The 13,712-nt window shown below is 71.1% G+C and carries 18 protein-coding genes; 10 read left to right on the forward strand and 8 right to left on the reverse strand.

The window, feature by feature from the left end; genetic code table 11:
* Positions 1–22 precede the first annotated feature (22 nt).
* From EDD30_RS27815 to EDD30_RS27840, 6 genes are all read left to right on the forward strand, one after another.
* Positions 23–298 carry an isoamylase early set domain-containing protein gene (locus tag EDD30_RS27815; RefSeq protein WP_071810268.1) on the forward strand — a complete coding sequence of 92 codons (276 nt, stop codon included), beginning with the start codon at positions 23–25 and terminating at the stop codon, positions 296–298.
* 70 nt (positions 299–368) lie between these two features.
* Entirely contained in the window at positions 369–974 is a 606-nt protein-coding gene (gene wrbA, locus EDD30_RS27820) for an NAD(P)H:quinone oxidoreductase (protein ID WP_071810269.1), read from the forward strand.
* A 43-nt stretch (positions 975–1,017) separates the two neighbouring features.
* Positions 1,018–1,224, forward strand: coding sequence for a DUF397 domain-containing protein (locus EDD30_RS27825; RefSeq protein ID WP_071810270.1), 207 nt, complete (start codon positions 1,018–1,020; stop codon positions 1,222–1,224).
* A gap of 74 nt (positions 1,225–1,298) precedes the next feature.
* The gene (locus EDD30_RS27830) at positions 1,299–1,547 is read left to right on the forward strand and encodes a hypothetical protein (RefSeq protein WP_071810271.1); all 249 of its coding nucleotides are present in this window, start codon (positions 1,299–1,301) and stop codon (positions 1,545–1,547) included.
* 72 nt (positions 1,548–1,619) lie between these two features.
* Positions 1,620–2,417: a thymidylate synthase gene (locus EDD30_RS27835; RefSeq protein ID WP_071810272.1), complete on the forward strand. Its 798-nt coding sequence runs from the start codon at positions 1,620–1,622 to the stop codon at positions 2,415–2,417.
* 85 nt (positions 2,418–2,502) lie between these two features.
* On the forward strand, positions 2,503–2,982 hold the full coding sequence (locus EDD30_RS27840; RefSeq protein WP_071810273.1) for a dihydrofolate reductase: 480 nt from the start codon (positions 2,503–2,505) through the stop codon (positions 2,980–2,982).
* A 126-nt stretch (positions 2,983–3,108) separates the two neighbouring features.
* Here EDD30_RS27840 and msrB read toward each other — a convergent pair whose 3' ends face one another.
* The gene (gene msrB / locus EDD30_RS27845) at positions 3,109–3,516 is read right to left on the reverse strand and encodes a peptide-methionine (R)-S-oxide reductase MsrB (protein ID WP_071810274.1); all 408 of its coding nucleotides are present in this window, start codon (positions 3,514–3,516) and stop codon (positions 3,109–3,111) included.
* Between the two features lie 350 nt (positions 3,517–3,866).
* Here msrB and EDD30_RS27850 point away from each other — a divergent pair, with 350 nt between their 5' ends.
* Positions 3,867–4,397, forward strand: a complete 531-nt coding sequence (locus EDD30_RS27850) for an LPXTG cell wall anchor domain-containing protein (protein WP_170208289.1) — start codon at positions 3,867–3,869, stop codon at positions 4,395–4,397.
* Positions 4,398–4,467: 70 nt separating this feature from the next.
* A complete protein-coding gene (gene ligD / locus EDD30_RS27855) occupies positions 4,468–5,499 on the forward strand; it encodes a non-homologous end-joining DNA ligase (RefSeq protein ID WP_071806108.1) in 1,032 nt (343 codons plus the stop codon).
* On the opposite strand, the gene EDD30_RS27860 is transcribed toward ligD, so the two are convergent.
* Entirely contained in the window at positions 5,483–5,950 is a 468-nt protein-coding gene (locus tag EDD30_RS27860; RefSeq protein WP_071806107.1) for a GNAT family N-acetyltransferase, read from the reverse strand. The two genes, ligD and EDD30_RS27860, sit on opposite strands and share 17 nt — an antisense overlap.
* Before the next feature lie 65 nt (positions 5,951–6,015).
* Between EDD30_RS27860 and EDD30_RS27865 the strand changes: the two genes are divergently transcribed.
* Positions 6,016–6,474 carry a potassium channel family protein gene (locus EDD30_RS27865; RefSeq protein WP_071806106.1) on the forward strand — a complete coding sequence of 153 codons (459 nt, stop codon included), beginning with the start codon at positions 6,016–6,018 and terminating at the stop codon, positions 6,472–6,474.
* On the opposite strand, the gene EDD30_RS27870 is transcribed toward EDD30_RS27865, so the two are convergent.
* Together EDD30_RS27870 and EDD30_RS27875 are read right to left on the reverse strand one after the other, a co-directional pair.
* Positions 6,425–7,996, reverse strand: coding sequence for an alpha/beta hydrolase (locus EDD30_RS27870; protein WP_071806105.1), 1,572 nt, complete (start codon positions 7,994–7,996; stop codon positions 6,425–6,427). The two genes, EDD30_RS27865 and EDD30_RS27870, sit on opposite strands and share 50 nt — an antisense overlap.
* Positions 7,997–8,063: 67 nt before the next feature.
* Entirely contained in the window at positions 8,064–9,131 is a 1,068-nt protein-coding gene (locus EDD30_RS27875; RefSeq protein WP_071806104.1) for an ATP-dependent DNA ligase, read from the reverse strand.
* Positions 9,132–9,212: 81 nt separating this feature from the next.
* Here EDD30_RS27875 and EDD30_RS27880 point away from each other — a divergent pair, with 81 nt between their 5' ends.
* Positions 9,213–10,160, forward strand: coding sequence for an SDR family NAD(P)-dependent oxidoreductase (locus EDD30_RS27880; RefSeq protein ID WP_244945422.1), 948 nt, complete (start codon positions 9,213–9,215; stop codon positions 10,158–10,160).
* Between the two features lie 226 nt (positions 10,161–10,386).
* On the opposite strand, the gene EDD30_RS27885 is transcribed toward EDD30_RS27880, so the two are convergent.
* Genes EDD30_RS27885 through EDD30_RS27900 form a run of 4 tightly spaced genes read right to left on the reverse strand, consistent with a single transcriptional unit; the run spans position 10,387 to position 13,558 of the window.
* Complete coding sequence (locus tag EDD30_RS27885) at positions 10,387–10,764, reverse strand: DUF3037 domain-containing protein (RefSeq protein ID WP_071806102.1); 378 nt, start codon at positions 10,762–10,764, stop codon at positions 10,387–10,389.
* Positions 10,761–11,507, reverse strand: a complete 747-nt coding sequence (locus tag EDD30_RS27890) for a HipA family kinase (protein WP_071806101.1) — start codon at positions 11,505–11,507, stop codon at positions 10,761–10,763. Before EDD30_RS27890 ends, EDD30_RS27885 begins: the two co-directional genes overlap by 4 nt.
* A 9-nt stretch (positions 11,508–11,516) precedes the next feature.
* Positions 11,517–13,001 (reverse strand): deoxyguanosinetriphosphate triphosphohydrolase family protein, encoded by a 1,485-nt coding sequence (locus EDD30_RS27895; RefSeq protein WP_071806100.1) that lies wholly within the window; start codon positions 12,999–13,001, stop codon positions 11,517–11,519.
* A gap of 35 nt (positions 13,002–13,036) precedes the next feature.
* The gene (locus EDD30_RS27900) at positions 13,037–13,558 is read right to left on the reverse strand and encodes an LURP-one-related family protein (protein ID WP_394328265.1); all 522 of its coding nucleotides are present in this window, start codon (positions 13,556–13,558) and stop codon (positions 13,037–13,039) included.
* Between the last annotated feature and the right edge of the window lie 154 nt (positions 13,559–13,712).

Below are 13,712 nucleotides of genomic sequence, written 5' to 3' on the forward strand. Positions count from 1 at the left end.
GCGCGGCATTCCAGGGGGACACATGATCAAGCGGAGCAAGCTGTTCGGTAACAAGACCCGGGTGACGTTCTGCCTGCCCAAGGACGCCCCGGAAGGCGCCGTCAGCGTGGTCGGCACGTTCAACGACTGGAGGCCCGGGCTGCACGAGCTGAAGATCCGGCGGGACGGCACCCGTACGGTGACGCTGAGCCTCGAGCCCGGCCACTATCGCTTCCGGTACCTCGCCAGCGACGGCGTGTGGCTGGACGACGAGCACGCCGACGCGGTGGGTCCGCACGGCAGCGAGTTGCTTCTCTGACGTTTTGCCCCGGACTCCGCGGGAACCACCTACCTTTTAGTTGACATTGCAAATAACTAGGAGGGTTTCTGTGGAGAACGTCAAACTGGCCGTCATCTACTACTCGGCGACCGGCAACATTCACGAGATGGCGGAGCGTCTGGCGCAGGCGGGCGAGAAGGCCGGCGCCGAGGTGCGGCTGCGCCAGGTTCCGGAGCTCGCGCCGCAGGAGGCGATCGCGTCGAACGCGGCGTGGAGCCAGCACTTCGACCGTACGAAGGACGAGCCCAAGGCGGTCGCGGACGACCTGGTCTGGGCCGACGCGGTGCTGTTCGGCACCCCGACGCGGTACGGCAACGTCGCCAGCCAGCTCAAGCAGTTCATCGACACGCTCGGCCCGCAGTGGCAGCAGGGCCTGCTCGCCGACAAGGCGTACGCCGGCTTCACCGCGTCGATGACCGCGCACGGCGGCCAGGAGTCGACGCTGCTGGCGCTCTACAACACCATCTACCACTTCGGCGGCGTGGTGGTGGCGCCCGGCTACACGGACGCGCTGAAGTTCAACGACGGCAACCCGTACGGCGCCTCGCACGTCACCGGCGGCTCCAACAGCGCGCCCCTGAGCGAGGTGGAGTACGCGGCCCTCGACCATCTTGCGCAGCGGGTGGTCACGATCGCGGGCAAGCTCCGGGGCTGAGCACCCTCGGCGCTCGGTGGCCGGTGGTGGCAGACTGGCGTTTGTGGCGAAGAAGTTCGAGTTGGACCTGAGTGACGCCGTGTGGCGCCGCAGTGGCACGTCCGAGGAGGCGGCGGTCGAAGTCGCCCTGCTGGAGGGTGGCGTGGCGGTCCGCGACTCCCGCCGCCCCGACGGCGACGTCCTCTTCTTCACCCCCGCCGAGTGGGACGCCTTCGTCGGCGGCGCCAAGGACGGCGAGTTCGACCTTTAGCGGGATGAGCCGGGCTTCGCCCGGCTTTCCCCATATCAACCCGAAGATGGTTCATTTCTGGCTACTGTGCGGACATGACCAATTGCGAGTCTGACCTGCTGAAAAAGGTGGAGCGGTACGAGAACGCCGTGCATGAGCTCAAGGCCGCCCACGATGACGTCAAGGACGTTCTGACCCAGCACATCCTGTTCGACCGGTGGAAGGAGCTCGGCACCCCGCTCGGCTTCAAGGCCGAGAAGCCCGTGGACTCCGAGGAACCCAATCGCGACCTCGCCCAGCTCAATCAGCAGATCTCCGCGATGAGCGAGTCCTGGTCACACTGACCGGGCGCATGTGTCCCACCTCGCCCGGGGCGGTCGCCGTCCCGGGCGGCGGGACGCGTTACCGTGTCGGCCATGGCCGACACCCAGTACGAACAGTTGCTGCGCCGGGTCCTCGAGAGCGGCACTCCCAAGGCGGACCGGACGGGCACCGGCACGGTCAGCCTCTTCGGTGAACGGCTGCGCTACGACCTCTCCCGCGGCTTCCCGCTGATCACGACCAAGCGCGTGCACTTCAAGTCGGTCGCCGTCGAGCTCTTGTGGTTCCTGCGCGGTGACAGCAACGTCCAGTGGCTGCGCGACCAGGGCGTCACCATCTGGGACGAATGGGCCGACGCCGACGGCGAGCTCGGCCCGGTCTACGGCAAGCAGTGGCGGTCCTGGCCGACCCCGGACGGCGGGCACGCGGACCAGATCGCCGACCTGCTGGCCACGCTGCGTCGCGACCCCGACTCGCGCCGGATGATCGTCTCCGCCTGGAACGTGTCCCAGTTGCCGGAGATGGCGCTGGCGCCGTGCCACGCGATGTTCCAGTTCTACGTCGCCGACGGCCGGCTCTCCTGCCAGCTCTACCAGCGCAGCGCCGACATGTTCCTCGGCGTACCGTTCAACATCGCCAGCTACGCCCTGCTGACCCACATGATCGCGGCGCAGGCCGGCCTCGCGCCGGGTGACTTCATCTGGGTGGGCGGCGACTGCCACGTCTACAACAACCACGTGGAGCAGGTGAGCGAGCAACTCTCCCGCGAGGCGTACGAGTTCCCCACGCTGGAACTGGCCGCGAAGCCGTCCCTCTTCGACTACACGTACGAGGACTTCACGGTGGTCGGCTATCAGCACCACCCGGCCCTGCGCGCCCCGGTAGCGGTATGACGGACTGCACCGAGCCGCCCTCGCCGGCGGTGGGAAACGGCCGTGACGGCGAGGGCCAGAGGGGCATGCCGACCGGGGGCACTGCATGACGATCCACATGATCTGGGCCGAGGCCCGCGGCGGAGTGATCGGCGCGAACGGCGACATCCCCTGGCACGTGCCGGGCGAGCAGAAGATCTTCAAGGACTTCACGATGGGTGCCACCGTCGTGATGGGGCGCACGACGTGGGAGTCGCTGCCGGAGCGCGTCCGCCCGTTACCCGGACGCCACAACGTGGTCCTGACCCGCAGGCCCGGCTGGACCGCCCCGGGCGCGACGGTGGTCGCCTCCGTGCAGGATCTGCTCGCCCACCACGACGAGTTCTGGGTGATCGGCGGACAGTCGGTCTACACGGCGTTGTTACCTCATGCGGGCCACATCGTCCGCACCCGCATCGACCTCGATGTCGCCGGTGACACGTTCGCACCGGAGCTGGATCCCCGATGGCGGGTCGCCGAGGAGGGCGAGTGGCACACCGCCGAGAACGGCGTGAGATTCGTGGTGGAGCAGCTCCACGCGGTCTGAGCACGCACGCTCATCCCGGCGGTCCTCTGGGTTGCGAGGTGCTGCGCGCCCAGTCATCGCGAGTAGTCCGTTACTGACGGTCAAGCCTTCGCAGTCGACCCATGCAAACTGACGAAAGTCTGGGCCCTACTGCTTCGGGTTCAGGCGGAGGGACAGGCTGTTGACGCAGTGGCGGGTGTTCTTGGCGGTCATCATCTCGCCGCGGAAGACGTGGCCCAGGTGGCTGTCGCAGCGGGCGCAGCGGATCTCCGTGCGGACCATGCCGTGGCTGTGGTCGTCGATCTCCTTGATGGCGCCCGGGATGGCGTCGTCGAAGGAGGGCCATCCGCAGCCGGATTCGAACTTGGTGTCGCTCGGGTAGAGCTCGGCCCCGCAGGCGCGGCACCGGTACGTGCCCTCTTCCTTGGTGTTCACGTACTCGCCGGACCAGGGTGCCTCGGTGCCGGCCTGGCGCAGCACGCGGAACTCGTCCGGGCTGAGGCGGATCCGCCACTCGTCCTCGGTGGTGGGCAGGGTGGTGTCGTCGGGTGCCATGTCTTCCACGGTACGTCGCGGCGCACCGGGAGTGCGGCCTGCGGTCGTACCCTCGGCCGTTGAGCCTCCTATGGGAGCTGCGCGATTCCGTCCCACCTGGCGGCAGGCTTTCGGCCGTGGCCTTTTCCTGGGTCTGTTGCCGTCCCCGGCGGCACTCGCCGCCGCGTTGGTCGCCCCGGTCTGGATGGAGGTGTGGTGGCCGGCGCTGCTGGTTGCGCCGCCATTGGGTGGGGCGGTCTTCGGAGGAGTTCCCTGCTGATCAACGGGGGCGTTACGTGCAAAACGGACGTAAGACGCTAAACTCCCTGCGGACCGAGACCGGACTTACAGCAACAGAACGGATGCTCCTCATGAGTTTGACGCGCCGACTGGCTGCGGTACTACCCGCGACCGGCGTCACCGTCCTCGCCGCCCTGGCCCTCACCGGTGCACCCGCCGCGGCGACGGCTGACGAGGCCGCGGCCCGCGCCCCGCACCCCGCCGTGATGACAACCCCCTGCGCCGAGGGAGAGCGCGACGAGGACTGCGGCTACGGCAGCAAGCCCGGCGCCGCTGCCACCGCCGGCCCGACCCGGGGCAACGGCGGATACGGCGGCGAGAGCCCGAGCGCCGCCCCCACCCCGTCGCCCACCACCACGACTCCCGCCACGCCGAGCACGCCGACCGCCAGCGTCGACACCGTCCCGCCGGGCGGCGAGAGCCCGGCGACCTCGACGCCGGCCACGCCCGCGCCGACCCAGAGCAGCCCGGGCGGCGTCAGCGCGGGCGGCACCCTGCCGCTGACCGGCGCGCCGATGGGCCTGACCGTCGCGTTCGGCGCCATCCTGGTCGCCGCCGGCGTCGGTGCGGTCATCTACGGCCGGCGTCGTCGCAGCGCCTGACATCTCTTTCGCGACGGCCGTCCTCCCCGCGGAGAGGGCGGCCGTCGCCGTCTGCGCATAAGGTCGTCGCATGGCAGCTTCCCGGTCACCCGCCGTCGAGGTCGAGGTCGCGGGTCATCCCGTACGGCTGAGCAGCCCCGACAAGGTCTGCTTCCCTGGCAGGGGATACACCAAGCGGGACGTGTTCGAGTACTACCTGGCGGTCGGCGACGGCATCATGCGCGCCCTGCGGCACCGGCCCACGACCCTGCAACGCTTCCCCGACGGCATCGAGGGTGAGGCGTTCTTCCAGAAACGCGTTCCGACCCGGGGCGTCCCGCCCTGGGTGCAGACCGCGACCATCGCTTTCCCCAGCGGGCGGACGGCCGCCGAGCTCTGCCCCGCCGACCTGGCCCACGTGGCCTGGGCCGCGCAGATGGGCACCATCGTCTTCCACCCCTGGCCGGTGCGCGGCGACGCCCCCGACAACCCCGACGAGCTGCGCATGGATCTCGACCCGCAGCCCGGCCTCGGCTTCGGCGACGTGGTGGCCGCGGCCGGGGTCGTGCACGAGGTGCTGGACGAGCTGGGTTGGACCGGCTACCCGAAGACCTCGGGCGGGCGCGGTGTGCACGTGTACGTCCGTATCCAGCCGAAGTGGTCGTTCGTGCAGGTGCGCCGGGCGGCGATCGCCCTCGCCCGCGAGGTCGAGCGGCGCAGCCCCGGCCGGATCACCACCTCCTGGTGGAAGGAGGAGCGCGGCGACCGGGTCTTCATCGACTACAACCAGATGGCGCGGGACCGGACCATCGCCTGCGCGTACTCGTTGCGCGCCAACGCGCGGGCGACCGCCTCGGCCCCGGTCACCTGGGCGGAGCTGCCCGACGTGGAGCCGGACGACTTCGACCTGCGGACCATGCCGAAGCGGATCGCCGAGATCGGGGATCCGCACGCGGGGATCGACGACGTCGCCCACGACATCACGCCGCTGCTCGAGTGGTCCGAGCGGGACGAGAGGGCCGGCGCCGGAGACCTGCCGTATCCGCCCGACCATCCGAAGATGCCGGGCGAGCCGAAGCGGGTGCAGCCCTCCAAGGACCGGGACCTCAAAGAGCGATCTTGAATCCCTCGTGGGTGGCCGCGAAGCCGAGCGAGGCGTAGAAGCGGTGCGCGTCCGTGCGGCGCTTGTCCGTCGTGAGCTGCGCCAGGCGGCAGCCGCGTTCCCGGGCCCGCTCCAGCGCCCACTCCATCATCTGCCGCCCGAGGCCACGGCCACGCTGGTCGCCGCGGATCCGGACCGCCTCGATCGTCATGCGTTCGGTGCCGCGGCGGCTCAGCGACGGCGTGAACGTGAGCTGGAAGGTGCCGACGATCTCGCCGCCGGCCTCCGCGACGATCAGGTCGTTGCGCGGGTCGGCGTCGATCGCCTCGAAGGCCGACCAGTACGCCGCGTCCACGGTCTCGTCGATGGGCGGCGCCGACTCGCGGGCGTGCGCGATCTCATCGTCGGCGAGGAGACGCAAAATTTCGGGAACGTCCGCGCGCGTCGCGGTACGGAAGATCAGGTCGGCCACGCGGCCATCCTGACACGCCCGTCGGGCTGAGCCGGACGGCGCCCACCGCGGTGCACCATGGCGCCATGCGGTTGCTGCTCCTGCCGTTGCGGCAGATCCACCGGGGCCTGGTCTGGCTGGCGAACTCGCCGCGGACGCTGATGCTGTCCTACCTGATGCTCATCCTCGTCTGCGCCGTGCTCTACCCGATCTTCGAGGAGTCGGAATCCTTCGGCGACGCGCTGTGGTGGGCCGTCGTCACCGCGTCGACCGTGGGTTACGGCGACGAGGCGCCCACGTCGCTGGAGGGGCGCGTGATGGCGGCGGTGCTCATCTCGATCATGGTGCTCCTCGTCGTGCCGCTCATCACCGCGCACTTCGCCAGCAAGCTCATCGTGGACCATGACGCCTTCAAGCACGAGGAGCAGGAGGAGCTGAAGGACAACCTGCGCCGGGTCCGCCAGCTCCTCGAGGAGCTGGCGGAACGCCAGGGGATTACTTCGCCGGGCAGCGCAGCCCCTCCTTCGGCACCGTCAGATCGATGAGGTAGCGGTCCACCGCCTCGACGATGCACTTGGTGCTCGGATAGGCCGTGTGGCCCTCGCCCTCCCAGGTCAGGACGCGACCGGTGCCGAGCATGCGGGCCAGCTCCGCGGTGTTCTCGTACGGCGTCGCCGGGTCGCCGGTGGTGCCGACCACGACGATCGGCGGGGCACCGGTGGCCGCACCGACCGGGTACGGATCCCGATTGCCGGGCCAGTAGACGCACGGCAGCATGCCCATGGCCAGCGCCGCCCCGAACAGCGGGTACTTGGCGCGCCACTCGCCCTGCAACTGCCGGATGCGCTCGACCGAGGGGGCGTCGGCGGTGTCCGCGCAGTTGACGGTGAGGTTGGCGTCGAACAGGTTGGAGTAGCTGCCGTCGGGCCGGCGGTCGGCGTACTGGTCCGCGAGGTCGAAGATGCCGTCCGCGTCGCCGGCCTGCAGGTCGTCGACGGCCTCGGCGAGCTGCTGCCAGCCGGACTCGGTGTAGAGAGACGAGATCACCGCCACGAAGATCCACCCCGAGGTGGCATCCCGGCCGTCGGAACCCCGGACCGGAGAGGCCTCCGCCTTCGCGAGCGCGTCGGTGACCGCCTCACGGGCGTCCGGTGCGATCGGGCACTTGCCCGGCGTGGCCTTGCACCAGGTCGTGAAGTTGGTGAAGGCGCGCTCGAAGCCCTTGGCCTGCGCCTCGGAGCCGGCCACGAAGTCCTGCCTGGGGTTGACCGCGCCGTCCAGGACCAGGGCCCGCACCTTGTCGGGGAAGAGCTGGGCGTACGTCGCGCCGAGCAGCGTGCCGTACGAGAAGCCGAGATAGGTCATCTTCGCGTCGCCGACCGCCGCCCGCAGCGCGTCCATGTCCCGGGCCGCCTGCTCGGTGCTGAATGTGCCGAGCTGGTCACCGTACTTGCGGCCGCAACCCTCCGCGACCTTCTTGTTGAGCGCCACGACCTCCTGGAAGTCGGCGTCGGAGCGCGGATCCGGGGACGCGGCGAACGTCGCGTCCTGGTCGCGGGCGCCGATGCAGGTCACCGGGCTGGAGCGGCCGATGCCGCGCGGGTCGAAGCCGACGATGTCGAACCGGTCGGTGACCTCGGTCGGCAGGCCGCCGAGCGCCTGGCCGAAGGAGAGATAGACCGCGGTGTCGATGCCGGAGGCGCCGGGGCCGCCCGGGTTGATCAATAGCGAGCCGATCCGGTCGCGTTGGTTGGCGGAGCGGATGCGGACCATCGCCACGTCGTAGGTCTGCCCGCTGCGCGGCGCGTTCCAGTCGCGTGGAACGGCGACCGACGCGCAGTCGTATGTCATGCCCTGTGCGGCGCGGCCGACGAGCTTCTGCGGCACCTCGGGGCACGGGGCCCACTGGGCCAAGGTGCCGGGTACTGCGGCCGGCGCTTTGCTGCCGGCGACCGTCGGGCCGGACCCGTCGGAGTCCTCCGGGGCGAAGACCGGCAGCGTGCAGCCGGCGGTGGTCACGACCGCGGCGACCAGGGCAGCCAGGACCAGACGGGGGGTACGCGGCACGGTGCGCGCCTTTCTTCCAGCGGCGGGTTCCGCGCACGAGGCTACGCGGTGACCCTGACAGAGTCGCTCAGCGGCTCGTCAGCACGTCCGCCAGGTTGAACCGAACCGGGTGCTCGAGCTGCTCGTACGTGCACGTGTGCGGCTGCCGGTCCGGACGCCACCGCTCGAACTGGGCGGTGTGCCGGAACCGTACGCCCTCCATGTAGTCGTAGCGCACCTCGACCACCCGCTCGGGCCGCAGCGGCACGAACGACAGGTCCTTGCCGTTGTTCCAGCGGCTCACCTCGTTCTTGCGCGGGGTGCGTTCGCCGGACTCGTGCGCCGCCCAGTTCCACGGATGTCCCTCGAAGGTGGTGACAAGGTGCTGCAGCTCGACGAAGAGCTCCTCGCGCACCTTCATCGGGAAGGAGCCGATCACGCCGACCGACACCAGCACGTCCCGCTCGTCGTAGAGGCCGAGCAGGAGCGAGCCGATGCGGTTGTCGCCGGACTTGTGCAGGCGGTATCCCGCGACGACGCAGTCCGCCGTACGCTTGTGCTTGATCTTGGTCATGACCCGCTTGTCCGGCTCGTAGCCCAGGTCCTTGCCCTTGGCGATGAGCCCGTCGAGCCCGGCGCCCTCGAACTCGGCGAACCAGCGCCGCGCGGTCTCCAGGTCGTCGGTGACCGGGGTGACATAGACCGGCGGCTTCGCGCCGGCCAGGCACTCCTCGAGCCGGGCCCGCCGCTCCGCGAACGGCCGGGTGGTCAGGTCCTCGTCGCCGAGCGCCAGCAGGTCGAAGGCGACGAAGCCGGCCGGCGTCTGCTCGGAGAGCAGCTTGACCCGGCTCGCCGCGGGATGGATCCGCTGCTGCAGCGCCTCGAAGTCGAGCGTGTTGCGCTCGGTGTCGGCGACGACGATCTCGCCGTCGATCACCGACCGCGCCGGGAAGCTGGCGAGGACCGCCTCGACGACCTCGGGGAAGTACCGCGTCATCGGCTTCTCGTTGCGGCTGCCGATCTCCACCTCGTCGCCGTCGCGGAAGATGATCGAGCGGAAGCCGTCCCACTTCGGCTCGTAGAGCTGCCCCGGCGGGATCTCGGCGACCGGCTTGGCGAGCATCGGCTTCACAGGCGGATTGACGGGCAGGTCCATGCCGACAGTCTCCCCGCTGACGGCGGAAAAGAAAGCGCGAAGTGCCGTTCGGCGGCCTCTGCGGCGGGTAATGCCTTCGTCGTGGGCTCTCGGGTGGTGGTCCTGACGGGCGGGTCCAGCGGGATCGGCCGTGCGGCCGCGCGGGCCTTCGCGGCCCGCGGCGACAAGCTCGTGCTCGCCGCGCGCGGCCTCACCGACCTCCAGAAGGTCGCGGCGGACTGCGGCGGCGACGTCGTGGTCGTCCCGACCGACGTGAGCGTACGGACGCAGGTCGACGACCTCGCCCGGGTAGCCCTGGACGGCTTCGGGCGCATCGACGTGTGGGCCGACACCGCGGCCGTGATGGCGTACGGGCGCTTCGAGGACCTGCCGCCGTACGTCTTCGACAAGGTGATCGCCACCGACCTGCTCGGCCCGGCCAACGTGGCGCGCGCCGCCCTGCGGGTCTTCCGGGCGCAGGGCCACGGCACCCTCATCCTGTGCAGCTCGCTGGTCGGGCACGTCACCGCGCCGTCCATGTCCGCGTACGCGACAGCGAAGTGGGGCCTGCGCGCGCTGGCGCGGACCCTGCGGCAGGAGACCCGGGACGCCCCGGACATCCACGTCTGCCAGCTCGTGCCCGGCAGCGTCGACACGCCGATCTACACCAGCGCCGCGAACTACGCCGGTGTCGTCGGGCGCCCGCCACCGCCCGTCGACAGCGCCGAGCGCCTGGGCGCGGCGGTCGTACGCCTCGCCGACCGGCCCCGCCGGAAGCTGTCGGTGGGCGCCGCGAACCGGATCGTCGAGTTCGGCTTCTACGGCCTGCCGCCGGTGTACGACGCGCTCGTCGGCCCGCTGATGTACCGGCTCGGCCTGTCCCGCCGCCCGGCGCCCGCCGACACCGGCAACGTCTTCGCCAGCACACCCCGGTCCGACGGCGGCCCGGCCCGCAACGGCCGCACGGCGGTCGGCGCCGCGGCCGCCGGCGCGCTCGCACTCGGCGCCGCGGCCGCGCTGGCGCTGCGCCGGGGACTGCGCGTGCGCTGACAGGTCTTCACCCGTCCCCCTGGTGCCGGGTGAAGACTGCTGCCATGAAAGCCCACGGCGTCCGGCCCGGCGCAGGAGGACCCACGCGCCGACGACGGTGACGCCGGCCGCCGTCGCCCAGTCCGGCCCGTGCAGCACGAGAACGGCGGGACCGAAATCCGCGACCCGGTAGGCGAGCAGCAGGTCGGCGGCGAGCACCACCCAGACGCTCGTACCCCCCGGGAAGCTAGTGGACCAGCAGCGCGACGAGCCGGTCAAGCTCGGCGGAGGGGTCGTCGGCCAGTCCCATGTGCACCGGGCCGGCGCGCAGAATCGTGCTGCGGGGGGCGACCAGCCAGCGGAAGCGCTCGCCCTGCTTCATCTCGCGGGCCGCGCCACCGTCGGCGCCGCCCGCGCAGGTGATCTCCCAGGACTTGAGGGCCGCGCGAATGCCGTCCAGGTCGGCGTTCGGGTCGAGGGCGAGCAGGCGCTGCTCGTGCAGGAGGGTCCGGGCGTTGAGGAAGTCGTGCCGGTGGCAGTAGAGGATCACCCCGACGTTGATGAGTTCGCCTCGTTCCACCCGGGGGACGGCCTGGATCACGGCGTACTCGTAGGGGACGCTCATGACGGCAGCCACGCTTCCGGCCGTGCCGCGCGGGCGAGGAGATGATCCCGGTACGCGAGCCGGGCGGCGGCCGCGGAGTCGAAGTCGAACTCGGCCAGCCACTCGTCCGGCACCAGCGTCAGCACCTCGTCGAGCAGGTCCGCGGTCAGCCGCGGAAGGATGTCGGCGGCCGCGGCGGCGACGGCGGTCGCGTACGGCTTCAGCACGTGATCGTCCCATGTGTACTGCCGGTGCACCACGTCGGCGGCCCGTGGCCAATTGTGGTGGAAGTACAGCGTCGCGCCGTGGTCGATGAGCCACAGGTCGCCGTGCCAGACGAGCAGGTTGGGGTTGCGCCAACTACGGTCGACGTTCTCCACGAAGGCGTCGAACACCAGGACGCGGGAGGCCAGGCCGGCGTCCACGGGGTGGGCGACCGGGTCGTAGCCGAGGGCGCCGGGCAGGTAGTCCATGCCGAGGTTCGCGCCGGCGCTGGCCTTGATCAGCTCCTGGACCTCCTGGTCCGGCTCGGCGCGAGCCACGACCGGATCGAGGCCGACGACGACGAGCTCCGGCACGGGCAGGCCCAGCCGCCGGGCCAGCTCGCCGGCGACGACCTCCGCCACCAGCGCCTTGGGGCCCTGACCCGCTCCACGGAACTTCACGACGTACGTGCCGAGATTGCCGCCCTCGACGATCCCGGGGAGCGAACCGCCCTCGCGCAGCGGCGTGACGTAGCGGACGGCGGCGATCTCGGGAAGCACGGCCCCACCCTAGAGGACGAAGGCGTCGGTCCAGAGCTGACGCGTACGCCCGGACAACGCCTCCATCAGCGCCACCGCCTGGCTGTCCGTCAGCGCCGCCACGAAGTCGATCACTGCCCGGCCGCGGGCCCGGGTCAGCGCGTCCGGGGTGCCGTCGGGCAGCTCCAGCTCGGCCAGCTCGACCAGGTCGCGCAGCCGGCGCGGCAGCCGCTCGGCCTCGTCCGGGTCCGCCAGCCAGGCCAGCAGCGCCTCGACCAGCGAGCTCAACAGCCGGGCCTGGCCGCGCTGGTGCAGGGCCAGGTCGGGACGGGCGAGCACGAACCTGTTCTGCACGAACTTGAGGACCTGCACCTCGTGCCACTGCGCGGGAGCCAGCAGCACGTGTCCCGAGCGCACCGCCGGCGACTCGGTCACCGTGATCGACTCCACCAGCCGCCGGGTCCACGTCGCCGAGAACGCCGCCACCTGCGCCTCCGCCTCCAGGGAGCCGTCGAAGGGCGCGCTGAGCAGGCCGTCGACCAGCTCGGCGCGTACCTGCTCGACCGCCGCCGCGAAGGCGTCGTCGTCGGCCACCCAGCCGTCCTTGCGGTGCAGTTGCCGCCGCAGCGCCTCGATGGAGCTTCCCGGGCGCCGCGCGACCAGATCGGCGTCCGGCACCTGGCGCAGCGACGTGCGTTGCCAGGCCATCAGCTCCGCCGCCACCGCACCCTGCTGCAGCACGCCGACGCGGTGCACGTCCTCCAGGTCGTGGATCGCGTACGCGATGTCGTCGGCGGTGTCCATCACCGAGGCCTCGGGCGTCTGCTGCCAGTCCGCGACCCGGCCCGCGAAGGGCAGCCGGGCCTGCGTCATGTCCTCGACCTCGGTCGTGTACGCCCCGAACTTCAGCGAACCGCCGTCCGGATCGTCCGGGGGAGCGGCGGCACCCCGCGGCGGCGGGTCCAGCAGGCGGGGGTGCGGCGACGGATGCGTACGCCGGGTCCACGGGTACTTGAGGATCGCCGCGCGGGTGGCGGCCGTCAGGTTCAGGCCGAGCGTCGTCTGGCCCCGGATCTCGGTGCTCGTCACGATCCGGTACGACTGCGCGTTGCCCTCGAAGCCGTCCCGCAGCCGCAGCCGCTGCCGGGCCAGGTTGTCGAGCACCCGCTCGCCGAGGTGCCCGAACGGTGGGTGCCCGAGGTCGTGCGCCAGCGCGGCGGCCTCCACCACGTCCGGGTCGCAGCCGCCGAGCTTGTCGAGCGTGTCGGCGTACTCGCGGAGCAGCCGTTCGGCGATCGCCCGGCCGACCGAGGCCACCTTGAGGCTGTGGGTCAGCCGGTTGTGGACCAGCAGGCCGGCCCCGCCCGGGCTGATCACCTGGGTGACGCCGCCCAGCCGGGCGAAGAACGGCGAGCTGACGATCCGGTCCCGGTCGACGCGGAACGGGCTGGCCGCCAGGTCGCCGGGCGCGACGAGGCTGTCGCCGAACAGGCGCCGGGCGCGGAGATCCTCCATGGGAGCGACGCTATTACATGCCCGGCGGCGGCCGGTCAGCGCGCCTGCAGTGCGTCGAGCGCCACCGCCATCGCGACGACGAGGCGGCGGTCGAGCTGCGGGTCGTGGATCGTGACCACGTACCGGTCGCGCAGGCCCCACTTCTTCACCACGGAGAAGGCCGGCCGGTCGCCCAGCACGAACTCGAAGTGGTACGGCAGCCAGGACAGCGCGTCCACGAACCGGCGCAGGATGGCCACGGCCAGGTTCGACTCCCGGCCCACCATCTCGCCGTGGCCCGGCTGTTCGAGGCGCCACGTCGAACGCAGCAGCGATTCCTTGAAGTTCTTGCGGAACAGGCCGATGGGGTTACCCGCGGCGTCCGTGACGTCGTAGGTGGCACCCAGGTCGATCACCTGGCGCGCCTTGAAGCCCAGGACCGGGGTGGACCTGCTGTCGTCGGCGTAGATCGTCACCTGCTCCTTGAACGCCATCCGCTTCTGCTGGGCGAAGGCGAGCAGCCCACCCTCGGACCCGTCCGGGTTCGCCGCGTGCACCTCGTACTGGTTGACCATCATGCGGACGCGCTGACGCACGATGAGCTGCTGCTGGGCCTGCAGAGTGTTGATCGTCACGGCGGCAGTGTGGCACACGCGTGATGCTGGACGGAGCACCCGCGCCCGGTGGCGGCGGGGCCCGGCGGCCGGTCAGACTGGGTCGCCGGGGATGGAA

This window comes from Couchioplanes caeruleus, assembly GCF_003751945.1.
GTDB classification, from domain to species: Bacteria; Actinomycetota; Actinomycetes; order Mycobacteriales; family Micromonosporaceae; genus Actinoplanes; species Actinoplanes caeruleus.